21 protein-coding genes are annotated in these 26,526 nt (G+C 42.1%); 9 read left to right on the top strand and 12 right to left on the bottom strand.

Annotated elements, in window-relative coordinates; translation table 11 throughout:
- Positions 1-23: 23 nt before the first annotated feature.
- A complete protein-coding gene (gene gloA, locus EYR97_RS01640; protein WP_131092095.1) occupies positions 24-572 on the bottom strand; it encodes a lactoylglutathione lyase in 549 nt (182 codons plus the stop codon).
- Between the two features lie 108 nt (positions 573-680).
- Positions 681-1,319 (bottom strand): DUF1456 family protein, encoded by a 639-nt coding sequence (locus EYR97_RS01635; protein WP_131092094.1) that lies wholly within the window; start codon positions 1,317-1,319, stop codon positions 681-683.
- 200 nt (positions 1,320-1,519) lie between these two features.
- Here EYR97_RS01635 and EYR97_RS01630 point away from each other — a divergent pair, with 200 nt between their 5' ends.
- Positions 1,520-2,044 (top strand): PepSY domain-containing protein, encoded by a 525-nt coding sequence (locus EYR97_RS01630; protein ID WP_131092093.1) that lies wholly within the window; start codon positions 1,520-1,522, stop codon positions 2,042-2,044.
- Between the two features lie 20 nt (positions 2,045-2,064).
- Here the strand turns inward: EYR97_RS01630 and EYR97_RS01625 are convergent, their stop codons facing one another.
- The 3 genes from EYR97_RS01625 to EYR97_RS01615 all read right to left on the bottom strand — a co-directional run bounded on the left by EYR97_RS01625 (position 2,065) and on the right by EYR97_RS01615 (position 10,109).
- Positions 2,065-3,876, bottom strand: coding sequence for a TonB-dependent siderophore receptor (locus EYR97_RS01625; RefSeq protein WP_181409120.1), 1,812 nt, complete (start codon positions 3,874-3,876; stop codon positions 2,065-2,067).
- A 262-nt stretch (positions 3,877-4,138) separates the two neighbouring features.
- Entirely contained in the window at positions 4,139-7,396 is a 3,258-nt protein-coding gene (locus tag EYR97_RS01620; RefSeq protein ID WP_131092091.1) for a VPS10 domain-containing protein, read from the bottom strand.
- Positions 7,397-7,613: 217 nt separating this feature from the next.
- Positions 7,614-10,109, bottom strand: a complete 2,496-nt coding sequence (locus EYR97_RS01615; RefSeq protein WP_131092090.1) for a bifunctional diguanylate cyclase/phosphodiesterase — start codon at positions 10,107-10,109, stop codon at positions 7,614-7,616.
- A gap of 396 nt (positions 10,110-10,505) precedes the next feature.
- Between EYR97_RS01615 and EYR97_RS01610 the strand changes: the two genes are divergently transcribed.
- Positions 10,506-12,311, top strand: coding sequence for a sensor histidine kinase (locus EYR97_RS01610; protein WP_242634840.1), 1,806 nt, complete (start codon positions 10,506-10,508; stop codon positions 12,309-12,311).
- A 35-nt stretch (positions 12,312-12,346) separates the two neighbouring features.
- Entirely contained in the window at positions 12,347-13,042 is a 696-nt protein-coding gene (locus EYR97_RS01605; protein WP_242634839.1) for a LytTR family DNA-binding domain-containing protein, read from the top strand.
- 134 nt (positions 13,043-13,176) lie between these two features.
- Here EYR97_RS01605 and EYR97_RS01600 read toward each other — a convergent pair whose 3' ends face one another.
- Positions 13,177-14,028, bottom strand: coding sequence for an alpha/beta fold hydrolase (locus EYR97_RS01600; RefSeq protein ID WP_131092089.1), 852 nt, complete (start codon positions 14,026-14,028; stop codon positions 13,177-13,179).
- A gap of 81 nt (positions 14,029-14,109) precedes the next feature.
- Here EYR97_RS01600 and EYR97_RS01595 point away from each other — a divergent pair, with 81 nt between their 5' ends.
- Complete coding sequence (locus tag EYR97_RS01595) at positions 14,110-14,712, top strand: TetR/AcrR family transcriptional regulator (protein WP_131092088.1); 603 nt, start codon at positions 14,110-14,112, stop codon at positions 14,710-14,712.
- 33 nt (positions 14,713-14,745) lie between these two features.
- On the top strand, positions 14,746-15,297 hold the full coding sequence (locus tag EYR97_RS01590; protein WP_131092087.1) for a hypothetical protein: 552 nt from the start codon (positions 14,746-14,748) through the stop codon (positions 15,295-15,297).
- A 46-nt stretch (positions 15,298-15,343) separates the two neighbouring features.
- On the opposite strand, the gene EYR97_RS01585 is transcribed toward EYR97_RS01590, so the two are convergent.
- From EYR97_RS01585 to EYR97_RS01560, 6 genes are all read right to left on the bottom strand, one after another.
- Positions 15,344-16,726 (bottom strand): glycoside hydrolase family 28 protein, encoded by a 1,383-nt coding sequence (locus EYR97_RS01585; RefSeq protein WP_242634838.1) that lies wholly within the window; start codon positions 16,724-16,726, stop codon positions 15,344-15,346.
- Positions 16,727-16,883: 157 nt separating this feature from the next.
- Positions 16,884-17,261 carry a response regulator gene (locus tag EYR97_RS01580; protein WP_131092085.1) on the bottom strand — a complete coding sequence of 126 codons (378 nt, stop codon included), beginning with the start codon at positions 17,259-17,261 and terminating at the stop codon, positions 16,884-16,886.
- Positions 17,262-17,273: 12 nt separating this feature from the next.
- Positions 17,274-19,121 (bottom strand): PAS domain-containing sensor histidine kinase, encoded by a 1,848-nt coding sequence (locus tag EYR97_RS01575; RefSeq protein ID WP_131092084.1) that lies wholly within the window; start codon positions 19,119-19,121, stop codon positions 17,274-17,276.
- A gap of 34 nt (positions 19,122-19,155) precedes the next feature.
- Positions 19,156-20,343: an EAL domain-containing protein gene (locus EYR97_RS01570; protein WP_131092083.1), complete on the bottom strand. Its 1,188-nt coding sequence runs from the start codon at positions 20,341-20,343 to the stop codon at positions 19,156-19,158.
- Positions 20,344-20,439: 96 nt separating this feature from the next.
- The gene (locus EYR97_RS01565; RefSeq protein WP_131092082.1) at positions 20,440-21,174 is read right to left on the bottom strand and encodes a hypothetical protein; all 735 of its coding nucleotides are present in this window, start codon (positions 21,172-21,174) and stop codon (positions 20,440-20,442) included.
- 59 nt (positions 21,175-21,233) lie between these two features.
- Positions 21,234-21,596 (bottom strand): PleD family two-component system response regulator, encoded by a 363-nt coding sequence (locus EYR97_RS01560; protein WP_131092081.1) that lies wholly within the window; start codon positions 21,594-21,596, stop codon positions 21,234-21,236.
- 286 nt (positions 21,597-21,882) lie between these two features.
- Here EYR97_RS01560 and EYR97_RS01555 point away from each other — a divergent pair, with 286 nt between their 5' ends.
- From EYR97_RS01555 to EYR97_RS01540, 4 genes are read left to right on the top strand one after another with little or no spacing between them, the layout of a single operon-like run.
- The gene (locus EYR97_RS01555) at positions 21,883-22,248 is read left to right on the top strand and encodes a response regulator (protein ID WP_131092080.1); all 366 of its coding nucleotides are present in this window, start codon (positions 21,883-21,885) and stop codon (positions 22,246-22,248) included.
- Positions 22,249-22,256: 8 nt separating this feature from the next.
- Positions 22,257-24,215, top strand: coding sequence for a chemotaxis protein CheA (locus tag EYR97_RS01550; RefSeq protein WP_131092079.1), 1,959 nt, complete (start codon positions 22,257-22,259; stop codon positions 24,213-24,215).
- A complete protein-coding gene (locus EYR97_RS01545; RefSeq protein ID WP_131092078.1) occupies positions 24,208-24,714 on the top strand; it encodes a chemotaxis protein CheW in 507 nt (168 codons plus the stop codon). The genes EYR97_RS01550 and EYR97_RS01545 overlap by 8 nt, the downstream gene beginning before the upstream one ends.
- A 10-nt stretch (positions 24,715-24,724) precedes the next feature.
- On the top strand, positions 24,725-26,524 hold the full coding sequence (locus tag EYR97_RS01540; RefSeq protein ID WP_131092077.1) for a methyl-accepting chemotaxis protein: 1,800 nt from the start codon (positions 24,725-24,727) through the stop codon (positions 26,522-26,524).
- The last annotated feature ends 2 nt before the right edge of the window (positions 26,525-26,526 follow it).

Genomic DNA, 26,526 nt, shown 5'->3' with positions numbered 1-26,526 from the left:
TTAGCAAGCTTATTAGCGCCTGTTTAGGCCTTTAAATGTGGCGCACATGTTTGCGCTACTTTTGCGGCATCGAATATCTCAATCCAGTAACCATCCGGGTCTTTAATGAACGCGATGCCTTTCATTGCACCGTCATTCAATCCTTTTTGAAAGGGAACGCCAAGTGCCTCAAATCGCTCACATGCTGCCTCTGCGTTAGGTACATGAAACCCTATATGCCCAAAACCTTTTGGTTCACTATTGCCATTGTGGTATTCAATGGTTTCTGGTGAATCTCCCCAGTTATGAGTAAGTTCAAGCATAGCTGGGCGACCGAATGTTTGCTGCGTACGCGTTTCGTCATCCTCAGCAATATCTGAGAAATCATCCCCTGCAGCAAGAAAGAACAAACTGAACTTCATTTCTTCAAAATCTAATCGCTTAATTAGCGTCATCCCCATCACGCGGGTGTAAAAGTCCAGTGAACGCTTTGGATCTGCAATGCGCAGCATGGTTTGGTTGAAAACAAACCCTTGAGTTGCAGTGTCTTTCTCTTCATAGAGACCATCGGCTTTTTCAAAATGTCGGCTCATTGAATACTCCTTTTAACTATGACCAGTATATTGTACCTGTAGGCGCTAATAACGCTTTTCAAAACAGCCTGACTTGCATGATGGTGCATTTGTCTCAACAACGTACCCTTAGCCTTTATTTATCTTACCCCAGACTGATTGCGTCTCTGAAGGCTTCGCCGCTGACGTTGGTTTAGACTTTGGCTGTTGCGCTGGCTTTGGCGTTTGCGTTGCTTTGGGCCGGGCGTTCGTCTTTTGAGTAGCCCCACGACTTGAAATATTGGCCTTTTGTTTTGTCGAGTCTGGGCGGTACTTTTTCACCATGCCTTGGAGCAAGTTGCGTACAACTTGATCGCCAGCGGGTTTAAAGTTTCTGTGATCAGGCTTTCTGAAAAATGCAGATAACTCACCTTTGCTCATACGAAAATTGGCTAGCTTCAACACATCAATCATGTCTTCGTCTTTGTAACTCATAGCAATGCGGAGCTTTCTAAGAATATCGTTGTTCGACAAACGTTCTCCTGCTTCAAGAACCCTTGGCATTTGCCCCTCTTGCTTACCACGATTTTTGATAATAAGGCCATCGAGAAATAGTGCGATGATTTTATCTCTACACGGCAAATAGCCTGTTTCATCTTCTTTTTTCATAATGGCATGAAGGTATTCAATATCCATATCATAGTCGACCATCTTAAAGATACCGATTGCAGCGGTATCGTTTATGGCAAGAGCAAAGCGCAGACGGCGTAAAACATCATTGTGGATCATGAGGGGCCTTTGTAAGACAGGGTGAAAGCAAATGCGGAGTCTACACCAAATCAACTCACACTGATATGAAATCCCAATTCGCGCTTTATTGTTTACGAGTTATTACTTACAACGACAATTATTGTTGCTTAAGCGCTTAGCATTTTTAAGCGCCAGCACATTAACGTATAGTAACAACTTAAATTTCTGGTAGAAAATTCATGGCCAACACTCTTCGAAAAACCAGTAGAAGCCTTCATTTATGGCTTTCCCTCGTTATATTTATCCCTGTTATCATTGTTATTGGAAGTGGATTATTACTGCAGGTTAAAAAAGAGTTTGATTGGATCCAACCTCCCACACAAAGAGCCCCAAATGCTTACCCAACACTGAGTTTCGAACGTATTTTACAGTCAGCAAGCACTGTAGCTGAGGCTAATATAGTCACTTGGGAGGATATAGATAGGCTGGACGTTAGACCGAATAAAGGCATTATAAAAGTGCGTGGGAAGAACCATTGGGAAATACAACTAGACGCACAATCTGGCGACGTGCTTCAGGTGGCGTATAGACGTACTGACACCATAGAAGCTATTCACGACGGTAGTTGGTTTTTTGAAGGTGCCAAATTGTGGCTTTTTTTACCTGCGGCAATTTTGCTTTTCGTGCTTTGGGTAACGGGGCTGGTAATGCTGTTTACTACACTAAAGAGTAAATATAGAAAGCGCCACTATCGTATAAATTAGCGCCCTTTAACATGTCTTTCTTACAACAGTACAGTTGCACCAATATTTACGTTACTACCTTGGGCAAACGCTGCTTGCTCATCAGTACTGCTATAAAACAGTTGGTTTGTTATATTTGTCCACTTCGCATGTAGGCGAAGCCTTTGGCTTATTTGCCATTCACCACCTATATCTGCGGTGACAATGTTTTCAACCTCGCGCTCTCCAATACCTATATCTCGCTTGCTACTGCGATATGACAATGTGGTAAATACACGAAAATCCGAAAACTCATAATTAACATCTAACCTTTGATTATGAGGTGGAATATCCGCAATAGCGCCGCCTTGGTCATTTTGTCCTTTAATCCATGCGCCACTTACACGAAATTGCCAAGCACTGTGTGATGGATGCCATTGTATTTGGTACGTCACCCCTCGAATTGTCGCATTTTGAATATTGGCATACTGTAGGGTTCTCACGCCTGGCTCAGAATCATCTGAAACATCAATGCGTTCGATATAATTATTTATTTTCTGATGGAAGACCTCAACCGAAGCCTTGGTATTTGCATTGTTGTAAAACAAGGTTCCCTGCGTATTAATCGCTTCTTCAGTGAGCAGATTTTCATCCCCCCGCACTGTGCCCCGAGGCGTCTCACCGAAAAAGAAACGCTCTGTGAGTGATGGATTTCTAAACGCACTCGACACATAAAGGCTTGCATTCCAATGCGCTGATAACGTGTAGTTTGCACCTGTGAAACCACTAACATTCAAGGAAGTAACATCTACACTATTGTTAGACTGACGCTGCCAATCAAGACGCCCACCTGATGCAATAGCAAAGTTACCAAATACGCTTGATACATCCGTTATTACTGCGGTGTTATATTCACTGGCATCTAAGGTGCGCAACTTATAAATTGGAACACTTGAAGTAAGTGCATACTCACTCTCATCAATACTTACCCCCTCTCTTGCACTAACTTGCCACTGCCAATTAAAAAACCAATCGGAAAACTCAGCGGAACCACTGATATCACTGCCGAAATCGAACGCCTTGTTATCACTATCGTTACGCCGTTTTTCTATTCTTGTTGTACTGGTTTCTAGGTTAGATTGATGCCACCAGATATTCGCCGTTGTGCCTTCCGCCAACGTGTCTAGCCCAATGCGCATTTTTCCTAACCAATGGGTATTTTGGGGATAGATAGTTATCCGATCATTAGGATAGTCGCTACTCGACTTACCAATATCACTATTGTGAGAATACAGTGTCCATACCTCTTTCACTGCACTACTTTCTGGTCGATGTCGAAGGAAAAACGCAGACTGAGTGTACGCATCCATCAATTCGCGATTTTGCGCATCAATACCTTTCCCCGCATTAGTAAAAGCGCCTTGCCAATCAGTGTTTCCGCTCACATCCGCGTAGCTGTATTGCTGTAAGTTCTGATTGTGGCCCCAAGATAATCTGACATGAGGCACAATCACATCAAAGAACTGCAGGTTTATTGCACCGCCAATTGCACCAGACCCAAGGTATGTTGAAGTCGCACCGGGCACAACATCAGCTTGCGCTATGAATTGGGGAGGTAAAAAACCAACACTAGAGCCAGCACGGCGGTCGCTCACAATGGGTACTCCATCCACCAGCGATTGTATACGCCACCGAGAAAAGCCTCGGATGTTGATATTTTGAATTTGCCCACCTTGCCCGTTTAAATTTACAGAAGGCGATTGAAGCACTATTTCATTAGCATGTGTTGATGCCAATGAAGTGGTACTTGAATAGTGATATTGGGGAAAAATTTGCTGAAGTGTCTTGTCGTACAACGGCTTTGGTACTGTCACGGTATAGCGTTCTATTTCGTCTGCTTTTACTTCCTCAAAAGGAATGGTAGAAAGCCAGCTACATAGGCAAATAAAAGAGAGTGGGCATTTTCTTATAGTAGTTTTTAAGCGCATTTAGGATAAAACATATGTTTGAAGAGGGCTGATGAAAAGTGAACCGGACAAAAATCAAATAAAAACAGGATAGCGCGGCAATGATTACACTGCCGCACTATATCTTTATTTTTAGGTTTAGTTAGCGCTAAATAAACTTCCCAATGCACTATTTGGCAATAACAGGAAGCCCAGTAGTCCACGGACCTCCTTGGTCAACTATTGCCTGTTGCAGCGATGGCACTGATTGCTCCTGTATCACTTTAATGCGCTCTACAACCTGCTCCACACCATCATTGGCATAGCTCAACTGGTCTTTGTGCTGCTGAGTAGGTCCATATGACGACCACAGTGCAGACATAGCGTAGCGTAAACGGCTCATAACATTCGCTGGCTTAATGCCATTTTTCTCGCGAGAAGCTAACCCATTGAAGACTTTATTAATAGCGTTTATTTCGTCTTGAATATCGGCATATTTTGTCTCTAATAACGCAACATCAGAAGGCGTGCGATCAATGGCCATTCGAACCATATCCATGGTGTCATTGAGTTGTTTAAGCACTGTCGTTGACGATAGTACTCGCGCTTGCACTAAGGTTAGTTCTTGCTGAAACGCTTTGATTTCGTCTTTAGAAGGACCTTCCAATGCACCTTCATAAATAGATACCAATTCAAACTCGACAGGCTCTGCCAACTGTGTCAGTTCTGCCCCCTCCCGTTTCATTAACACCGCACTGTAACTGCCCGGCATTGCCATTAGCCCTTTGTTTTTGCTGTCTTTGTCGTTAATGGGTGTTGTGCCCGCATGCTGCATATTCCACGTTGCTCGATGCAAACCTTTATTCGCACTTCCTTCAACACGGTTTACCACTTCACCATTGGTATCGCGGATCTCCAAGTACACGGCTGGCGCTTCTTCTAACAACTCAGCTTCAACTGCTTCCCAGCTGGGATATTTCGGGAATTTGTCGTCTTCAAGCAGCGCTTTTTCCGCCTTTTGACGCTTTTCTTTAGCTGATAGCACATCGTCTTTCAGGTAATACGTCAGTGTCGCGCCATGCTCTGGGTTTTTAGCTACATAGCGGTCATCACCATCAGAATCGGTATGATTATCATCCAAATTAAACCACTTCACGGGTCGACTTGGCGCAAACAGCAATGCGTCTTGCTCCATGCTCTTTTCGCTTAATGTACGTAATGGTGCATAGTCATCTAGAATATAGATACCGCGTCCAAAGGTACCGGCAACCAAATCATTTTCTCTGCGCTGGATCTTCACATCGCGAGTTGAAATAGTGGGCATTCCCCCATCTAGTTCAACCCAATCTTTGCCACCGTCTACGGTGAAGAAAATGCCAAATTCTGTACCAATGAACATCAAATCCTTGTTCACATGGTCTTGCACAATACGCCATACCAAGTGCTTTTCTGGAAGGTCATCAGCTAGTGATACCCATTTTTTACCTAGGTTAGTCGACTTTATTAGATAGGGTTTGTAATCACCGTATTTGTGGTTATCCAAGGCTACATAAACAGTGTTCGGGTCAAAAAGGTCGGCACGAATATCATTAACGTAAGCCGTGGCTGGAATGCCTTTGATATCTTCAAGTTCTATTTTCTTCCAATTTTTGCCGCCATCAGTGGTTACCTGAATCAGGCCATCGTCAGTACCTACCCACAAAATATCTTGGTCTACCGGACTTTCAGCGAAATTGGCAATGGTATGGAATTCAGACATGGCATAGAGATCCCACCCTGCTTCCACAGACCAGGTTCTGCCCATCATAGGCATATGCATTCTGTTGCCATTTTTAGTTAGATCGCCAGAGACTGCGGTCCAACTATCCCCGCGGTCATCAGAGCGCCATACGCGCTGTGAAGTAAAATAAATACGTTTAGGGTCGTGCGCCGACACATTTATTGGCGCATCCCAATTAAAGCGCTCAGCAGGGTCTCCCGGTAGCGGTTGAGGTCTTATATACACGCCCTCTTTGGTTGTGCGGTCTACGCGTACTAAATTGCCTTGCTGCCACTGTGAATAAATAATATCTGGGTTGCCGGGTTCAACCGCAGGTTGGTGTCCGTCCCCGCCTAGGGTTAAGAACCAATCTTTGTTTTTGATACCTTCTTTGCGGTTGGTTCGAGAGGGGCCACCTTGTGTAGAGTTGTCCTGAGCACCTGCATAAACATTGTAAAACGGCGCGCTGTCATCTGGGGCAACTTTATAAAACTGGGTTAAGGGCAAGTTTGCCATAAAGCGCCAGTTTTCCATTCTGTCGTGCGACATATAAATACCACCATCAGAGCCCATTAAGACGAAGTCTGGATCTGTGGGGTGAAACGCCATTGCGTGATCATCGACGTGCTTTCGTTTGGTATTAATCGGTGTCCATGTTCTGCCACCGTCATTTGATACTTTGCTGTAGTTACTGGCAATATAAACACGGTCAAACTGATGCTGATCGGCAAATATTTCTTGATAGTAATGCGGGCCTGTACCACCGCCTACTTCATCGGACACCTTGGTCCAACTTGCACCTTGGTCTTCTGAACGGTAAAAACCACCTTTGCGGTTATCGGTTTCAATAGTGGCATACAATACATCTGGCTTCATTGGCGAGATAGCCATACCAATTTTGCCCATGTTCCCCTTAGGTAAACCTTCTTTAAGTTCCGTCCACGTTTCGCCGCCATCGTTAGACGTAAAAATACCCGCGCCTTCGTTCGTGCCAACATAAGCCGCGATGGTACGTTGACGAGACCAAGTTGCTGCATACAGCTTGTCAGGGTTTCTTGGGTCAATAAGTAACGAGGTAACGCCAGTCCATTCATCGGTAGGCGTCAACACTTGCTTCCAAGATTTGCCTCCATCTATCGTCTTATAAAGGCCTCTGTCTCCGCCCTTACTCCATAACGGCCCTTGAGCCGATACCCAGACGATATCGGGATTGGTAGGATGGATAATAATATCTGAAACGTGCTCTGAGTTGGGTAGGCCCATATTTTTCCACGTTTTCCCGCCATCGACAGATTTATACACACCGTCGCCAAAGCTTATATGACGTCCACCGTTATTTTCACCCGTACCTACCCAAACTATGTTTGAATTACTCGGCGCAATAGTTACATCACCAATGGAATAAACAGTTTGCTTGTCAAATACTGGCGTCCAGGTTGTTCCCGCATTCGTGGTTTTCCACACACCGCCAGAGCCAACCGCCGTATACCACGTAGAAGGGTTGTTTTGATCGATGGCAATATCAGCAATACGCCCCGACATATAAGCTGGCCCAATACTTCTGAGTTCCATCGCTTTGAAGGTATCGCTGGTAAATACGGTTGAATCGTCTTTATTCTTGGCAGCCATAGCGGGCATACATGCTATAGACACAGATACGGCAAGAGCCGCTTGAAGGAGCTTTTTCATAATTGTCGTCCGGTGTGCTTCATTATTGTAATTATTTAATAGAGCGAGCATTAAGGATTGCTATTAGACAAACCTTAATATCGTTAATCATTACTAGGAAACAATAAAATTTACAATGCTGTTAGCGATAAGATAACGACTATAGAAGTTAAATTAAATAAACGCACTTTTTAGCTTGTGTTGAATATTGAGTACTATGATATATCTCTCGCTGTTATCACTTTATCCAATCTTCAAATTCATTTTTTATCAGTGGCTTACTAAAGAAGTATCCTTGGAATAGGCTACAACCATAAGTCTCCAATAGCTTAACTTGATCTTGGCTCTCAGTGCCTTCGGCGACATTGGCAAGCCCCATGGCTTTGCTGATCGCAATGATGGATTTCACCAGTTCGCGATTGCGTTCATCATGTAACCCGTCCACAAACGCCTTGTCTATTTTAAGAACATCGAGAGGTAATTCACTTAAGTAGGACAACGAAGAGTAGCCTGTACCAAAGTCGTCTAATGCCACCGTAATGCCGAAATCTCTGAGCCGTGATAAGGTTTCAATTGCTTTATTTTTATCGGTGAACAAACCCGACTCGGTGAGTTCAAGCTCTAACAACCGCGACGGTATATTTTTATTTTTGACTGATGTAATAAAATGTTCAATAAACTCGAAATCCTCAAACTGTGACGCAGTCGCATTGATCGCAATAGGAACAGGGTTGTACCCTTTTTCTATCCAATTTGAAATATCATTGAGCACTCTTGCAAGCACCCACTGCCCCAACAAATGAATAACCCCTGTTTCCTCAGCAATAGGGATAAAATCCGCTGGGGACACAAAACCTCTTTTCTTACTAAACCAGCGTAACAATGCCTCAGCGCCTACGATCTTGCCTTCTCTATCCACCTTAGGCTGATAAAAAACATCTAAACCATCATCTTGATAAAGCGCAGCAACCAAATCGGCCTCTAATTCACGGGTATATTCGACATTGGATAAAAATGAAGGATCAAAAAATGTATATCGCCCTCTGCCGTGCTCCTTGGCTTGAAGAAGTGCCTGTTCTGCAGCGCCTAGCACATCAAAGTTGGCTTGAAGTTGTGAAGGAAAAACAACCGCCCCCATGGTGCAATTAATGTTTATTTTACGGTTGCCCACGTTGCAGGTCTGGTTGACAATTGCTTGTATTGCCGTCCAATGCACATTCGTTAGGTTGGTGATGTCTGCTTTAACTTTGGGAATGACAACAGCGAATTCATCGCCGCCACTTCGAGATATAAACACGCTCTCACTAGTATAACTACTTAGACGGTCTCCAATCATTTTGATTACTTTGTCTCCAACGTCATATCCGTACTTTCGGTTCACTTCACCAAAATGATCAAGGTCAAATAGCATTAACAACGCTTGGCTGTCTTTATTTAATAACTCTGAGCGAATATTGTTTATATAGGTCAGCAGCTTGGTGCGGTTGGGAAGGCTTGTAACATAGTCAACATAGGCGGTTGCCTTAAGCTCACTTTGCAATCTGTCTCTTCGATATTCAGCACTAATTCTTGTTGCGAATACATCGGTAACAGTCTTGAGTACTTTTTCATTACTTAGTGGCATTTTATAAAGCAGCACCAATACACCTACGGAACGGCGATCACTGCCAACAATTGGATGACCAATATACGCTTCAATACCTTCCTCTTTTAGCATTACATCGTCAGGATAATCTAGGCAGACGTTTTCCCGGTGTATACATGCATCAATAGAGAGCACATTCTCACAAGGTGTTCCTCTTCTTTGGTAAACAAAGTTGTCGATTTGTTGTCCTTCTTTAAACACCACTTTTGTCGCAATATTGTGGGGATCTTTGGGGTCAACAATGCCATAAATGACGTAGTCAGCCTTTGAGAATTCTGCAAGTAGTTCAATAGACTCTTCGTAGAAGGAATGTAATCCATCTTCATTAGAAATTTTCGCAAGCCGAGAAAATACATCGTGAAGCGCTTCCTTTTGTGCGCTTTCATTAATAAGTTCATCTGACTTCTCTTTAAACCCTCGACTTATCATTCCCAGTACCATAAGTGATAGTACTGTTGATGGCACACCACCAATATATACCCACCGACTATATCCTTGATCGATCTCATAGCCGACAATGCTTGAGATGATCTGTAAAGCGATTGTTACAAGTAAAATTGTAAACAAGTAGCGCTTCTTTTGGTTGTAAAAGCGAATTATACAGTAGGCAATAAAAATTGATGCAATGGCATAACTAAAATGTATGAGCGGGAAATAAGCATGGCTATCTCCCAACAGTATAGAAACAGAGTCTCCAAATACTGAAACATAGGAAACTAATTCAACATGATCGCCATAACGGATAGAAAATTCAGAAAAGAAATTAATCAAAAATAACGGCATGGAAAAAACACAAAAAGAATAAAAGACGAGTTTTGTGTTTTTGAATCGCGTCCACAAACCAAATACGAGTACCAGCACTGGATGGCCAATAATAATACAAGCAAGGTGCAATTTACTGATTGCTATGGCTTCGTTTACATCTTCTGAAGCGTGCAACGATAGCGACAAGAAGTGGAAAATAAACAGCACAACATTCAGAACAGCCAACACGACAAAATGAGGTCGTTTTCTGTCAACACCAGACAGAAGAATAGTAACGGCGCACAGTGCGTTTAAGCACATCAAAATACTGTAAAACGTTACCATGCAGCTTGCTCCTACCTGCGCTACCTCCAATACTCCTTTTGGGGAATGAGGTTAAATATTTTTGTGAATCACCTTTTGCCGTTCAACCTATACGTTTTAATAAACTACAGCCTATTGTGCAACGCTACCGCATTGGTGTTGCGACATGAGATATTATCACTTCTTTACCTCCACGCTTCCACTTACAATATAGCGCGATTTGACTTAAATCATAAACTTCGCTGAAATTTACAAGTTACACCACTAATTACCAACGTTTAAGTTTTTTAATAAGTAAAATTAAAAACATTTTCTTCAACAGCATCCTCAGTGCCTAAACAACATTTTGAATACTTCTGTTCGAATAGAAAACTGTGTAATGTATCAATTAGATAGTGAGAAAAAGGTAAGCAATCGGTGCAAAAATTAAGTTGGTTCTATGTCGTACTGATGGCTGTACTTATTTGGGGTGTAGTATTACTGCATGACAAACCTCAAGATGCCCTTCTTCTGCCAAGTCAATTCAGCGTATTGAAGTCCAATCAAGAATCGTTGCCCGACAAAAGTGATAGGCGCTGGCAGCTATACAGAAAACCTCAATTGAAGCTCTCGGCAAACCCGATGTGGTTAAAATTCACGTTTAACTTCGACAATGCCTCTGCGTTAAATGAACGCGGGAGTGAACATCCTTCCAAGGGCGTCTTTATTTCAATACTCGGCGCCTATTCAGTTTATTTGAATGGACACTACATTGGTAGTAATGGAAGACCTGCTTCTAATGGCAATAACGAATTACCCGGTGAAATAGACAGTGTGTTTTTGCTGCCTCAGCAGTGGATAATATCAGGAGATAACACACTTATTTTGCGGTTCAGTAGTCAATACCACTCAAGCACAATGGCACACAGTGGTACCTGGGTGTTTGCCGATGACTACGCAAGCCTACTTAGCCTTGGAGAAGAGCGAGTTAGGCTGCCAATCATGATGCTGAGCGGTTTATTACTAGTGGCCTTGTATTCATTTCAAGTGTATTTCTCATCTTTAAAAGAGCCAGCCTATATATGGTTTAGTGGTTTAAGCACCATGTTAGTGCTTCTTATTCTTGCAGAGTCTTGGCGTGGCCTCTTCGGATACAGCTACATTTGGCACGCTTTTAGGATGGAAGTGATATTATGGCTAACACTTTTAGTAAGTACCTTGTTGCCTATGTTTTTTATGGCATTTTTCAATTACTCAAAACGCATTTTAATTGGGTTACTCCTCTCGCTTAGTGTTTTTAATATCTTGGTTATTTTTTTGGGGGATAGCTATGACCTTCGCAGCTTAATTCTGTTTGGTACAAGTCTCATTGGCAGTTTTGCTATTAGTGTTTTCAGCATAATAAAACACAAAAAGTACGCACTTATTATGACAGTTGGCATTGCGGTTTTTGTTTCCCCTATTCTGGTTAGTCGCTTGTCATTTATGGATCAATATTTCTTTGTGTCTTTTAGCTGCTTAGCATTACTAATGCTTTTGGTACTTAGCCAAACCCACGCAGAAAGGCAACGTGCATTAAACCAATCACGATTAACCACACAACGATTGGAACTAGAACTTATTAAGAAGCAGCTCCAACCTCACTTTATTCTTAATACACTAACCGCCATTGAAGAGTGGATAGACACTTCACCCAGCGATGCAGTGTCGTTTATTCAAGCATTGGCACTAGAATTCAGGCAAATGGCACAATTAAGTAACCAGTCATTGGTGACATTCTCACAGGAGATTGCTTTGTGTGAAAGCCACCTTAAGATCATGGGTTATCGATTTGATGCACAGTTTAACCTTATGAGCAAAGGTATTAACGCGCGTGCCCTCATTCCACCGGGAATACTTTTAACGCTGATAGAAAATGCTTTTAGCCACAATAACTACGGAGCTAATACATACGATTTCTTTATAATAGTAAATGAAGATAACAGCCATTCTAAGGAAGTAATGACAAAGGTAATCTTTAAATCTCAGAAATGCGGTGCGACAAAACCCGGCAAGGGTGTAAACCCTAATGCCGCAGGAGCAAGTACAGGTATTGGTACAGGTGTAGGTACAAAGTATATCAAAGCAAGGCTAACTGAAGCTTACGGAGAGCATTGGAATTTTGATGAAAGACAGGAATCTGACTTTTGGACAGTCACGTTAACTTTTCCTCTCAAATATCACAGCAAGCCTGAGATTGCTTAGCACGTGGTATGCAGTATATAAATAGGTAAGCCATTATGATAAAAATTACTCTGGTAGAAGATGAGCCTATGGTAGCTAAAAGGCTACATCGCTTCATCCTAGAAGTGGTACAAGACAAAGCATCAATAACAACGTTCAACAATTTAGATGATGCACAAGATCACCTCGCGGCAACAACTACTGACGTATTATTTCTTGACTTAAATTTACATGGTAAGGATGGCTTTTCACTTTTGCACGAGCATTTGGCTGAGCCTTATCACACCATCGTTGTTTCAGCGAATACCGACAGAGCACTTGATGCTTTTGAATTAGGCGTATTGGATTTCATTGGCAAACCCTTCACCAAAGAAAGAGTTGAGGCAGCTTTACAGCGCTATTTCGATGCCAGTTTCAAAGGGCAATGTAAGCGATTGTCATATAAAAAGCATGACAAGCTCCATTTTGTATCCCTTGACGACATTCAGTATATACAGGCATCAGGGCATTACAGCGAGATAACCACCAAAAGCGATGTGGTGATATTGCATGACAAACACCTTGATAAACTTATGCAACTGCTGCCCGACATTTTCATGCGCGTTCATAGATCATATGCAGTGTCGTTGAACGAGATAGAAAGTGTTAGCCAAAAATCAGGCGCAAAATATTTCGCCCACTTAAAATCAGGAAGCACCATTCCAGTCGGAAGAACAAAATTCGAAGCGTTGATGGCCGCCCTTCAGCGATAACGTCAAATATTGTTGGGAGTGAAACTTTACCCTGAATAATTGCTGTGAAGTGTTGTATACCAGTGAGTTGTGATATCTTCACTCTTTAACCTTAGTTTGTTGATTTGAAATGAGAATTAGAAATAAGATACCGACTACAATTTAGTCGTTATTCCATCAAACCAATTCAGGGCAGCTCCCCACAAAGGTTCTGAGTTTTTTCTAAAGTAACCCATATGACCAATCTCCCCTCCTACCTCTTTAGGTGAAATATCAACTTTGGTAACTGAGGTATTAGAGTAGTGTTTGACAAATGCATCTCTAGAAACAGGCATTGCCCATCTATCATCTAATGCATTGGCAGCTACGATTGGCGTTTTAACTGACTGGTAGAGATAGCGTAAACCTGACATTTTGGGGTCATCAAAAAAGTAATGTGGAAATTTGCACCAATAACGCCATTGTAGGAAAGCACTACGTGGTAAATCTTCTCCCATACCAAGTAGTCGCCAAGCACAATACCCTTTCCACCACGTTATAATTGGCAGAACCAAATTCCACATAGCGAGTACTTTGGCTTGCTCAGAGAAAGGCATGTAACCATGCCACCCTGCGCCAGTGCCAAAGACATAGAATCCTGACACCTTGTGATGATTGGGCAGTAAACCAAATGCGTGCCCGCCGTAGCTATGACCAATGATGAAAAGTGGAAGCCCATCTTCACTCATTGAGTCAACTACAGCTGCTAAATCCAACCTTCCCCAGTCGAGCAAATTCATTTCGAAGCCTTTTAGCGTTTTAGGCTTTGAACTGCCAATTCCCCGATAATCAAACGTTATCACTTCATATCCTTGCGCTTTTGCAAATGTAGCAAATCGTCGATAAAACCCCTGAGGTACGCCCGTTGCACCAGCTACAATTATTCTTCCTTTTACGTGGATACTAGGAGTAAACACAGAGCCGTGGATTTCATAGTTGTCAGCTGTAGTAAATGAAATTGACTGCATAACCACCAAATTATAACAAGTGTCTTAATATTAAAGACATGCTACACTATGACACTCGTTATAACAAGTGGGTTTACTTTTATGAGCAAAGCATCTTCTGTAGGACGTCAAAGAGTTATAGAAACAGCAGCGATGATGCTGGCCACACGCGGTTTAAGGGGCATTAGTATTCGTGAAGTTGCTAAGGCAGCTCAAGCACCATTAGGTTCTACCTACCATCACTTTCCAGAAGGTAAAAGCCAAATTGTCATAGAAGCCATTGAATGGGCTGGCGAGAGAGCGGCCAGTGAATTGAAAGCTTGTCTCTCAACTAATAACGAAAATGGTGTGAGAGTTTTTTTAGAGAACTGGAGAAACCGACTCTCCAAATACAGTTTCCAACAAGGATGCCCTATTGTTGCCGCTGCTATTGAGAATTCAGATGACGATGAACAAAATATAAAAAGGGCGGTATCTGATGCTTTTAACAAGTGGCAGGATATTTTGTGCGATTACCTGCTTGAGCAAGGGCACAATGAACATTATGCTCATTCACTATCACTGACGATCATTTCAAGTATCGAAGGTGCTGTTGTATTATGCAGGGGCTATCAAAATCTACAGCCTTTTGACGCTATTATTGCAACCATCCCTACTTTAATAGCGCGAAAAAATAGCTCCGACCTTAGAGAAAACAATGAATAAAAACTATATATTGCCCTATTGCCATTTGTGTCTATGCTTGCACTTGCAAAATCGGCTCCCTTGGTATCAATTCCAACCCACGACGCATTTTTCGATGCGATTAAAGAACATTGTGGGCAGGCATTTACGGGAAAAATTACCAAAGATAATGTAGGTAACACCTTTGGTGGTGCCAACTTAGTAATGTATGTTCGACAATGCTCAGAAAATGAAATTCAAATTCCTTTTTACGTTGGCGATGATGCTTCACGTACCTGGATTTTGACCAAAACAGGTGCGGGACTTATGTTAAAGCACGATCATCGCTATGAAGATGGCAGCTACCACGCCTCAACAATGTACGGAGGTCATACTGTCGATGCTGGTTTCAACCAAGTTCAATCTTTCCCCGCTGATATTTATTCTAAGCAACAGTTTATAGAATCGGATATGGCTGCATCCGTTGATAATGTGTGGCAAATGATGATATATCCAAGCCGCTTTAGTTACCGTTTGATGCGCCCAGCAAGGGACATACAAATCGACTTTGACCTAACAAACCCCATAGTTGCACCTGATGCACCATGGGGCTATGAAGTTAAGTAAACTAAGTTATCCTTTCTGAATTGCTTAGTCTCAGTTTAGCCGTAGCTTAGTTCGCATTCTTGCTTTTAGCGGATGTATTGAGTGATGAGAAAGTGCCATTCCATGTTTGATTGCCAATAGCAACATTATCAAATGTAATGTCTCTCGCATTCTCTAAAATTAACGACGTGTCAGCATTCTTTATACTTATATCTTTAAATAAAACATTGTGAACCGGCACGCCGTCAGGCGCATGAATCTCCAATACCGTACCAACATCTTCAACCGTTAAATCCTCGATAATAATGTCTGTATAGGTTGCAGGGAAATAGCCATTTAGCATGCTAGGGTAGTTTAACTGAAACCAAAATAAGTGTTTGAAAGAAGCCACGCGACTACCTCGTATTCTTATCATCTCAACTCTACCGCCACGATCTAAATTACTTTTAAAGCGATAAGCAGAGTCCCCTTCTCTTAGTACATTATTTTCAAAGAAAACGCGTTTTATGCCACCTGACATCTCAGAGCCTAGGCCTATTCCGTCTTCACCACCTAAATCATTTTTACGTACGACGATGTCAGTACTAGGAACGCCAATATTACGTCCATCAGCATCTCGCCCTGACTTAATAACAATGCCGTCATCACCCGTTCTAAAGTGGTTGTTTTCAGCTAACACAAACTCACTGGATTCAATATCAAGGCCGTCATTGTTATACAAATGACTCTCTACTTTGACATCTCTGACTACGGCGTGAGATGTGTAAACAAGGTGATTAACCCAAAATGGTGAGTTCTTAGCAGTATACCCTTCAAGAAGCACGCGCTTGGCGTGAAAAAATTGAATAAGAGGCGGGCGCAAATAATGCCCCTCACCAAAAACGCGCTGCTCAACCGGTACACTGTCAAAGCCCATTTTTCTTAACGCATGCATATCGTCTGTTTGTTTGTCATACCAACTTATGAACGTTGAGTCAGCATTCCCATCAATAATCCCGTTGCCAGTAATCGCAACATCTTCAACATTGTTGGCATAAATTAGTGGTGAATAGGTGAAAACTTCGGTGCCTTCCCAACGGGTTTTGACAACTGGCAGATAATCTGAAGGCTCACCGGAGAAAAGCAGCTCTGCCCCCTCTTCAAGGTGCAAGTTTATTTTACTCTTTAAGTGAATTGGACCATTAACTAACCATCGTCCTTTGGGTATAACTACTATTCCACCGCCACTTTGTGATGCTTTGTCGATGGTTTGCTGAATAGTCTCACGGGCCGCTTTTCTGGTATGACTATTGTCGTCAATTGAAAAAGTAACGCTTGGAATGTTAGGAGACTGAATACTCGAAACTATGGTTCCAGCAAGTTTCCAGTCATCATTTGTCGATGCGAGAGATGCCCAAGGCAATAATAGAATTATAAGTATGCAGGCCGTTTGCGTAGTGAAACGAATCATGAAAGCTCCCATAGGTTAGCGAATTGGCTTACGTAAAAATACAAATATGTTACATTTTTTACGGTATCTTTACGGAATAATGCCACCGGTGGCATAGATAATCAAATACAAGTTTTCGCACCTAGAGCATTTTGGATGACTGAAAATTCTTACTTACTTAATTGGCAGGAGAGTTTTTGTTAAGCGCTTCATTTATACGAGATGCGATAAAATTGAAGTTAACGGGTTTGTCTATTAAATAGAAAGGGTCGATACCATCAGGAAGCACATCGATAAACCCAGACATAATAAAACATACCACATGTGTATACTTTGATTTAGTTAAGGCAAAAATATCGCCTCCGGTAATGCTCCCCGGCATACTAAAGTCAGTCACAATCACATCTATGTCACTAGCGTGTATTTCTAAATATTCAATTCCATCCTTGGCGCTTTGAAAGTCGGTGACGATCGCTCCTCGATGCTCCATGAACAGTCTTAACATTTCTGTTATGGAAGGTTCATCGTCAATGAGTAAAACTCGAATACCGTTCATTAAAACAAAACCTTATACAAACCTAGGAACCCAAATTGTAAACTCGCTTCCTTTATTCTCTTGACTTGTCAGCTGTAATCCAGCTTCTTCTTTCGCACAAAAATTGAAAATAAAGCTAAGCCCTAAACCCGCGCCATCTTTTCTCTCTCTGGTCGAAAAGAAAGGGTCAAAAATATTATTGATAACATCAGGCGCTATACCTATTCCGTTGTCTTTTACTGAAATGAGTACATATTCCTTACCTAGTTTTGGAGAAAGTACTGCACTGCTACAAGTATTGTCAAAGCCAGCACAAACACGTGTATTTATTGTTACTTCACCAACCTTATCTGTCGCTAGAATGGCATTAATAATCAATTGCTTTACAGACTCAAGTAGTGATTTTTTCTTCACTAAAAGAGGGTCTTTATAATCAAAATTAAAATGGAATGATGTTTCACCTTTTAAATCTTCTGGCAACGCATCAACAATATTTTTAATTTCTTTGTTCAAAGAGATAAGCTCAGGTGAAAGATTTTCGTCTTTAACTAGCTTAACCAACTTTTTGGTCACTGAAGACGCCCTCGCCGTTGCCATTTCAATGTTCCCCAAAAACTTGGTCGCTTTTTCACTTGGGTCTTGAAGCCTTAATAGTTGAGTGTTCCCCGAAATAATAGCCATAATGTTATTAATGTCGTGGCACACACGTGCAGCCATCTGTCCAACCGCATCCATTTTAGAGCCCCTCGCCTGCATCTGTTGCTGCCGCTTTTGCTCTGTAATATCGTGCTGAATGGCCACATAGTGACTTACTTTTCCTTTTCGTTTCACCGGTGAGATAAGTAAGTGGATCCAATAGGGAATGCATTCTTTGGTATAGTTCAGGATCTCAACATCTACATTTTTACCTATATCCAACAGCCGACCAATTTCGTTAATCGTATTAGGGTCAGTACCGGGCCCTTGCAGAAATCCCCCTACCTTTTGACCTTGAACATCAGAAAGCGAATATCCCGTTATCTCCTCGAATTTCTTGTTCGCCCACATCAAATTTCTATTCTTATCACAAATCGTGATGCCCGTGATTGAAGTTTCCGCAACTTCTGACAACAACTCAACTTGTTCATTTAGCGCTTCGTAGTCAGTAATATCCAAACAAATACCATACACTTCTGTTGCTTGAGAGGACTGATCGAAATCAAACTCTGCGTGAAAACGCACAATGCGAATATCGCCACTTGGTTGAACAATTCGAACCTTAAAGCTCCATGGCAAGCGCTTTTCAATACCATTAGAAACAATGCGTTGTGCTTCTCTGCGATCATCAGGGTGACAAAAAACAAATGCATCTTTCATTGTTGGCGTGTACGACCCCTGTGCCACGCCATGAATAGAATAAATTTCACTTGACCAGAATAGCTTCGAGGTACGTAAATCGATGGACCAAAAACCAAATTTTCCTAACTTGGCTGCCTTCGCAAATAACTTGTACTCTTGCTCAGAAGCAGAATCGTGAAGTTCAGATTGAATTGTTATTAATAAGGTCAGGCGTTCAGGCGCCCCTCCCGCAATAGAATGTACCTGGATGCGGGCTTTGATAATATCACCGCTTTTGTGTCTCAATTCAGTATCCAACGTGCATTCATTCTGAGTTACCGCGGTCTCATCGAGGCAGCGGTAAATGTCGTCCTCGCTAGGTGAAATAAACATCACATTTATATGCTTGCCGATGAGTTCCTCTGCACAATAGCCCATCACGGGCTGCCAATTATTACTTAATTCTATTATTTTCAGGTCAACATCAACGGTGAGTAATAAGCTACTTTGTACGAATGAGTTGCTGTTCACATCAATAGGAGAACGCATGGATTTACTGTTCATAACATCAACTTATAAATGTAAAATGCAAAACAAATTAAGCATTTTTAAACTCTTTTGCATCGAGTTCCAACATAAAAGCCATCAACGCATCAATCTCTAAGGGCTTAGAAAAATAGTAGCCTTGCATATATTGGCAATCCATCGATTGCAGTAAGGCGATTTGCTCTTCAGTTTCAATACCTTCAGCGACCACCAACATATTGAGCTCTTTGGCCAAAGCAATAGTGTGCTTTACTATGGACAAGGTTCCTGTTCGATTTGTAATTTGTGAAACAAAAGCGCGGTCGATTTTCAGCTCACTAAAGGGAAGTTGGTCAAGCTCGTGAATTGTTGAAAATCCCGTTCCAAAGTCGTCTAAAGAAACATGAATTCCATGAATACGAAGCTTAGTCAACGCAGATTTAATTTCATTAGTTAAATCGACTTCAAATAACTCTGTAATTTCAAAACAAATTTGTGATGCAGGAAAATCGGACTCTAACACCAACTCACACAATTTGCTCAAAAATTCCTTACACAAGGAACTAGGATCAATATTAAACGCGATACGCTTGGTTTTTGGGTAACCTGTTGCTTGAAGCTCTCTTAGCGCTTGTATGAGGAATTTTTCTGTAAAAACATCAATTAAATCGAATTCAACAAGCTTAGCAATAAACTCATCTGGACCACATGATGCAATTGAGGGATGCGCAAGACGCGCTAAGCACTCTACACCAAACACACTGCCATTATTCACATCTATTTGCGGTTGAAAAACCGAGTAAAACCAGTTTTTTTCTATGGCTTGTTCTAGTTCACTTCGTGTTAAAGTAGAAGCTTCAGGTGCGATACTTACTTTGGCTTGTAAACAGCTTTCAATCTGAGGCGTTTCAATGGCCGTCAAAAATTGAGCATAGGTAAAAGGCTTTGGAAGCTTTCCTCCGTAAACTAACCCGAGTGCTTTTAACACATCGGCTGCGCTTTCAATAACATCATCACTTACACCAGAGCACAATATAATTGGCACTTTTACTTTATACTTGCCCAATTCTTCGAGAACGTCTAAGCCATCTAACCCTGGCATATTGAGGTCGAGAATAATGTGTGATGCATTATCCAGGTCCGTTACAGGAACACGGCTAAACTCGGCGTAATACTTACTTGGCATGCCCGCAACACTGGCAAAGTCACATAAGGAGTTTCCAATATCCTCAATATCTTCGATAATTAAAATATGCGACACCAAAACCTCCGATATAGCAGATATTAACGTGATACTGCCAAGGCTACCTTGTTTTTGAAGGATATGATTTTTTAAACAAGTAAATTCAACGACAAATTAAAACAACTCAATATCATTATCCGCGCCTGCAGGCTGCTCATCTGTTTTACTCTCAGCTTCGTTTCCCTCTTCTAACACCATTTCTTCAACACATTCAGAGATCAATGCTTGAAGCTGCGTTAGGCCACTGCTCGTTTCCTTACTTCTAATTTCGGTCTCTACTAATTTGGCAAAAAACTGCTCTTGCTCCTCAGTCATATCTAACTGATGGAAACTAAGGCCAATTTTTAATCCAATTTGTTCAACCAATTCGCGGCGTTCCTCTTCGATAGAGCTTATGCCCTTCGCTACCATATCAAGGGCGGCGCTCAGTTTATTCCGCGTTTCCAACAACGATTGATTTTGTAATATGGACAAGAAACGAGAATTCACCGCAAGAATTAATTTCGCTGCCACATCTAAAATGGCATCGAACAAGAATGTCCCCTCTAAGGGCATGTTTTTAAACAAGATTGAGACGTGATTATCGTTAAAAATAGTACGCCTACCAAAATGATATATACGGCCATGACCTTTCAATACTTCGAAAACCTGAAGTTCAATTGCTGAACACTCCTCGGTGTCAGCATCATAGTTAAAGGTCTCGGTGTCTGAGCGCAGTTGTATTGCAATTTTCAAGTCCTGGCTCATCATATTTTTTGCAACTGCGCGCATAATTTCCTCTGGCGTATTGCAGTCATTAAGCACTGCAACTAACTCTAATGCTCTTCCATATGATGCCGCCTGCTTCATGGCAGTTTGCGCTACCGTTTCTATTTCTTTGTCTTTCCTTTGAAGCTCTTTTACTGCCTTTATATCGCGTAAAAACGTAAAACCCGCTCATGTAACGTCACGATGTCGAAGGGCTTGCCGATATAATCGCTTACGCCAAGCTCGTAAGCCTCTTTAACAAGACTGTCGGACGTATCACCGCTAATCGCGATAACAGGTGGGCGCTTATCGCCGTCTAACGTTGCCAAATGCTGACAAATCTCAATGCCGGTTTTTCCGGGTAAATGCATATCCAAGATGATTAGTGCTGGGGCCTTATTTATCTGTGCTATGACTTCCTCGCCATCTTTAGCAAAAAGTAAGTCGAAATCTTCCTCGAACATCAGTTGAAGAATTTCTCTAATTTCACTTTCATCATCAGCTATTAACAGTGTTTGTTTCAAAATAATGGTCCATCAAAAACGCTGGTAAATTCTTTTCTATCTTACTGAATATAGTGCAATCATCGTGCAATACGACTGCGATCGCGATGAAAATTGACTTATATCAATTTTCTTGAACTTAAATCCTTCCCAATATATTGATAGGTCTATACTTTTCACCACCAAAACACAATTCATATTCTTGTAGTCACAATTAGCCACAATTAGTCACAAGTCGTATTTGTCGTTGACAATGAGTATGGTTCAATACAACTTTATGTGCAGAAGTTCTATCAAGGAGATTTGAGTGAGTAAGAAGATCTTAATTGTTGATGATTCCCCATCTATCAGACAAATGGTGGAAGTAACATTGCGAAGTGCCAACTACGATATCACAGCAGCAGAAGACGGCAAGAAGGCCCTCGACATTTGCCAAGACAACACGTTCGATTTCGTATTAACGGATGTAAACATGCCTAATATGGATGGCATTACATTAGTTAAGTCACTTCGTGCAATGGCCGCCTTTAGCAAAACACCTATCATTGTATTAACCACCGAAGCGGGTGCCGATATTAAAGGTCAAGGTAAAGCCGCTGGTGCAACAGGCTGGATGGTTAAGCCCTTTGATCCAACAAGACTATTGCAACTCGTCGCACAAGTACTTGGGTAAGCATTTTTATGTCAATAGATATCGAGCAGTTCCATCAGGTCTTCTTTGATGAAAGTGAAGAACACCTCGATACCATGGAGCAATTGTTGATGGAGATTGACTTGGAATCCCCTGATACCGAGTCCCTCAATAGTATATTTCGCGCTGCGCACTCCATAAAAGGGGGAAGTGGCATTTTTGGTTTCGATGGTTTGGGAGGGTTAACCCATGTTATGGAAAACCTTCTAGACAAAGCCAGAAATGGGCAGCAGGTTCTTACTGCCGAAATCATTAATCAACTACTCAGTACTACTGATCTACTTAAAAACATACTCAACGATTACCGCTCAGGGCAGCCAATTAATCAAAAAGAAATAGATCAAGCAATTAACCTTCTGGAAGAAACGATTGATGCTGACAGCGCTTCATCGGAACTGGAAGTCAACAACGATGGCTTTGGTTTTTTTGACTCACCAACCACTTCAGGCCAACACACTGAAGCATTTGGCTTCTTTGACGGAACCGATAGCGCAAAAGAAACGAACGACAGTGCTGGTTTTGGCTTCTTTGATGCAGAGGAAAAGGCTGAACCAGTAAAGGACAATGGCTTTGGCTTTTTTGATACCGAAACAGTAAAGCCAGCACCATCTGAAGATGCTGGTTTCGGGTTCTTTGATGAGCCAACCGATACGGCTAAAACACCTCGACAACCTTCGCCTCAACAGAAAGTCGATACAAATAATAAGCAGGCACGTTCCGCCTCAACGCCTGCAGCAACACAAGTTAAGAAGCCTACTACAGTCGAAAACAAATCAATTAGGGTCGACACGGCTAAGGTCGATTTATTGGTAAACTTAATTGGTGAGCTTGTTATAACCCAGTCTATGTTAAATGTACTAGGCAACAGTGAAACACCATTGGCGAAGGACAAGTTAGAACAAGGCTTACTGGAGCTTGAAAGAAATACTCGAGAACTTCAAGAAGCCGTCATGTCGATGCGCATGTTGCCCATCTCTTTTGTATTCAACCGATTCCCGCGCCTAGTGAGAGACTTGGCTGACAAACTCGGTAAGAAAGTAGAGTTAAAAATAGAGGGTGGCAACACCGAAATTGATAAAGGGTTAATTGAAAAGTTGGTTGACCCCCTAACACACTTGGTGCGCAATAGTATTGATCACGGCATAGAAATGCCCGACACAAGAACGGCAAACGAAAAAAGTGAAAGTGGTGTAATAACTCTTGCTGCAAGTCAGCGAGGCGGCAATATTGTCATAAGTATTATTGACGATGGTGCAGGTTTAAACAAAAGCAAAATACTCGATAAAGCACGCCAAAATAACATTCCCGTCTCAGACAATATTAGCGATGAAGAAGTATGGCAATTGATATTCGCGCCAGGCTTTTCAACTGCCGAAGAAGTCACGGATATCTCAGGACGAGGTGTAGGTATGGATGTGGTTCGCCGAAATATCGAAAGTATTGGCGGCCGTATTAGTATTGAATCAACCCCAGGGCTTGGTACGAATTTCAACATCTCGGTTCCACTCACCTTGGCGATTGTGGATGGTATGTGTGTCGCATCAGGCGATCAAGTGTTCGTCGTCCCACTTGTTGCCATCATTGAATCAATTCAGCCTTCACAGGAACAGCTTCGCATTATCTCTAACGAACCCCTTTTGTGGGTACGCGATAAATATTGGCCAATATTAAACTTATCAAAACGAATGGATATAGATGGTGCCATTCAGTCACCCACAGAAGCCATCATTATTTTGATAGAAAGCAGTAAGAAACGCTTTGGGTTGATGGTCGACAGATTGTTAGGACAGCAGCAAGTGGTAATAAAGAGCTTGGAACAACACTATAAACGCGTCCCCGGAGCAGCAGGAGCCACAATTATGGGAGATGGACACGTCGCCATTATTCTCGATGTGGAATCACTTGCCGATGACGTAAGTACAGAGGCGACGGAGAAAAAGCATGAATAATACGCTAGATAAAAACATGCAAACTGACTCTTCTTCACAAACAGAGCAAGAATTTCTTAGCTTTGTCTTAGGAGAAGAACAGTATGCTCTTGATATTATGGCGGTAAAGGAAATTCGCGGTTACGAGCCAGTAACCAAAATTGCTAATGCACCACCTTTCATAAAGGGCGTTTTGAACCTGCGAGGAGACATTGTCCCTATTGTGGATTTGCGTATTAAATTTAACGTGGGTGAAGCCTCCTATGATGAATTTACGATTGTAATCATGCTTAACGTTTGTAACCGTATTGTGGGCATTGTAGTCGATGCAGTGTCTGATGTTATAAAGCTATCGTCTGACGACATCAAACCTCCCCCAGAATTTGGCGTGGCATTTGATACAAAATTCTTACATGGCCTAGCTGAAGTACAAGATTCAATGGTCATTATTGTAAATATTGAGAGTCTCATTTCCAGTGATTCACTGGCTCTGTTCGACTCAAGCAATCAGGAAGGCTAGGAGTAACCCCATGAGTGTATTAAATCTATTCAAATCATCTAATCAATCGTCTATCAATACCGATAGACAGATTCAAGCATTGGAAATGAGCTCTACTAGTTTCATGATTGCCGATGTTGACAGAAATATCGTCTACGCCAATAGAGCGGTATTAAAGCTATTGAAAGAGTCTGAGGACGAACTTAGAAAAGCCCTGCCCCAATTTTCTGCCGACAATCTTATTGGCAAGAATATTGATATTTTCCACAAGAACCCCTCTCATCAACGAAACATCTTGGCTAATTTAAAAGAGGTTATGGTGTCATCCATCGCCGTTGGCTCATTGAATTTCAGGCTTACACTAATGCCACTTTTTGACAATAATGGTCAAAATATTGGTACTTGTGTTGAATGGCTCGATCAAAGTGAGCTAATTCTCAAAAGCGGCATGCTTGATGCACTTGACCGCTCACAAGCCGTTATTGAATTCACTCCTACTGGCGAAATATTAAGTGCCAATAAAAACTTCCTAGACACCATGGGTTATTCGTTAGACGAGATAAAAGGTAAGCACCACCGAATCTTCGTCGACCCTAAAGATCATCAAAGTGCTGAATACAGTCAGCTATGGCGCGAATTGCAGAACGGAAAGTTTCAATCAGGAGAATTCAAGCGCATTGGTAGAAGTGGTGACGTGATTTGGATCCAAGGGTCTTACAACCCTATCATGAGTCCAACTGGCCAGGTTACTGGCGTGGTTAAATATGCCACCAATGTGACACCACGAGTAGTCGCAGTAAACGAAATAAAACGCATATTATTACAGCTTGCCGAAGGCGATTTAACCACCAAGGTAGAAGTTGAATTTGAAGGCGAATTTCAAGAAATTGGTGACGCGCTGTCTATGTTCATCAGCAATTTATGCGAAATGATTTCAGAAATACGCAGTGCAGCTGACTTAATTAGCACTGCAGCGACGGAAATTGCACAAGGTAACGCAGACCTATCTAGCCGAACTGAAGAACAAGCGTCTAGCCTTGAAGAGACTGCTTCCAGTATGGAGGAGTTGACGGGCACGGTGAAACTGAACTCTGAAAATGCAAATCAGGCTAACAACTTAGCATCGCAAGCTTCAACCATAGCTGTTGATGGCGGCGGCCTCATCAGTAAAGTGGTTGAAACCATGGGGTCAATCAACGAATCGGCACAGAAAATTTCAGACATTATTGGTGTTATCGATGGCATTGCTTTCCAAACTAATATTTTGGCTCTAAATGCTGCGGTAGAAGCTGCTCGCGCTGGTGAGCAAGGAAGAGGGTTTGCTGTTGTTGCATCAGAAGTGCGATCGCTAGCACAACGCTCTGCTGACGCAGCAAAAGACATTAAATCGCTAATCTCTGACTCGGTGAATAAAATCGAAAATGGTAACGAGCTGGTTACACAGTCAGGTAAAACCATGGATGAAATTGTTACCGCTATTAAACGCGTAAACGACATCATGGCGGAAATTGCAGCTGCCTCATCTGAGCAAGCCTCAGGCATTGATGAGGTGAGTAAAGCCGTTTCTCAAATGGATGAGGTTACGCAGCAAAATGCGGCATTGGTAGAAGAGGCTGCGGCGGCTGCGGAAAGCTTGCAAGCGCAATCTGAGAATATGGCAAGTCAAATTGCAGCGTTTAAGTTAGATGACAATGCGCCAAGTCATCAAAATATCCGAGCTTCAATTCCTAGCAATGTAAAACCTCTTACAACGGCCAAAAAATCGGCCCCTCAAAAGAGCAAGCAAATTAGACCTTCGACACCGGAAGAAGATGAATGGGAGTCTTTCTGATA

The organism is Alteromonas sp. KUL42 (assembly GCF_006538325.1).
Classification (GTDB): domain Bacteria; phylum Pseudomonadota; class Gammaproteobacteria; order Enterobacterales; family Alteromonadaceae; genus Alteromonas.
Note: the sequence above shows the minus strand (reverse complement) of the source record. Positions and strands in the feature narration are given on the sequence as shown.

Bases quoted from the DNA above. Each gene is read 5' to 3' on its own strand.
- gloA (WP_131092095.1), bottom strand. From the start codon at position 572: ATGAGCCGACATTTTGAAAAAGCCGATGGTCTCTATGAAGAGAAAGAC.
- EYR97_RS01635 (WP_131092094.1), bottom strand. From the start codon at position 1,319: ATGATCCACAATGATGTTTTACGCCGTCTGCGCTTTGCTCTTGCCATA.
- EYR97_RS01630 (WP_131092093.1), top strand. From the start codon at position 1,520: ATGGCCAACACTCTTCGAAAAACCAGTAGAAGCCTTCATTTATGGCTT.
- EYR97_RS01620 (WP_131092091.1), bottom strand. From the start codon at position 7,396: ATGAAAAAGCTCCTTCAAGCGGCTCTTGCCGTATCTGTGTCTATAGCA.
- EYR97_RS01615 (WP_131092090.1), bottom strand. From the start codon at position 10,109: ATGGTAACGTTTTACAGTATTTTGATGTGCTTAAACGCACTGTGCGCC.
- EYR97_RS01605 (WP_242634839.1), top strand. From the start codon at position 12,347: ATGATAAAAATTACTCTGGTAGAAGATGAGCCTATGGTAGCTAAAAGG.
- EYR97_RS01600 (WP_131092089.1), bottom strand. From the start codon at position 14,028: ATGCAGTCAATTTCATTTACTACAGCTGACAACTATGAAATCCACGGC.
- EYR97_RS01595 (WP_131092088.1), top strand. From the start codon at position 14,110: ATGAGCAAAGCATCTTCTGTAGGACGTCAAAGAGTTATAGAAACAGCA.
- EYR97_RS01590 (WP_131092087.1), top strand. From the start codon at position 14,746: ATGCTTGCACTTGCAAAATCGGCTCCCTTGGTATCAATTCCAACCCAC.
- EYR97_RS01585 (WP_242634838.1), bottom strand. From the start codon at position 16,726: ATGATTCGTTTCACTACGCAAACGGCCTGCATACTTATAATTCTATTA.
- EYR97_RS01580 (WP_131092085.1), bottom strand. From the start codon at position 17,261: ATGAACGGTATTCGAGTTTTACTCATTGACGATGAACCTTCCATAACA.
- EYR97_RS01575 (WP_131092084.1), bottom strand. From the start codon at position 19,121: ATGAACAGTAAATCCATGCGTTCTCCTATTGATGTGAACAGCAACTCA.
- EYR97_RS01565 (WP_131092082.1), bottom strand. From the start codon at position 21,174: ATGAAGCAGGCGGCATCATATGGAAGAGCATTAGAGTTAGTTGCAGTG.
- EYR97_RS01550 (WP_131092079.1), top strand. From the start codon at position 22,257: ATGTCAATAGATATCGAGCAGTTCCATCAGGTCTTCTTTGATGAAAGT.
- EYR97_RS01545 (WP_131092078.1), top strand. From the start codon at position 24,208: ATGAATAATACGCTAGATAAAAACATGCAAACTGACTCTTCTTCACAA.
- EYR97_RS01540 (WP_131092077.1), top strand. From the start codon at position 24,725: ATGAGTGTATTAAATCTATTCAAATCATCTAATCAATCGTCTATCAAT.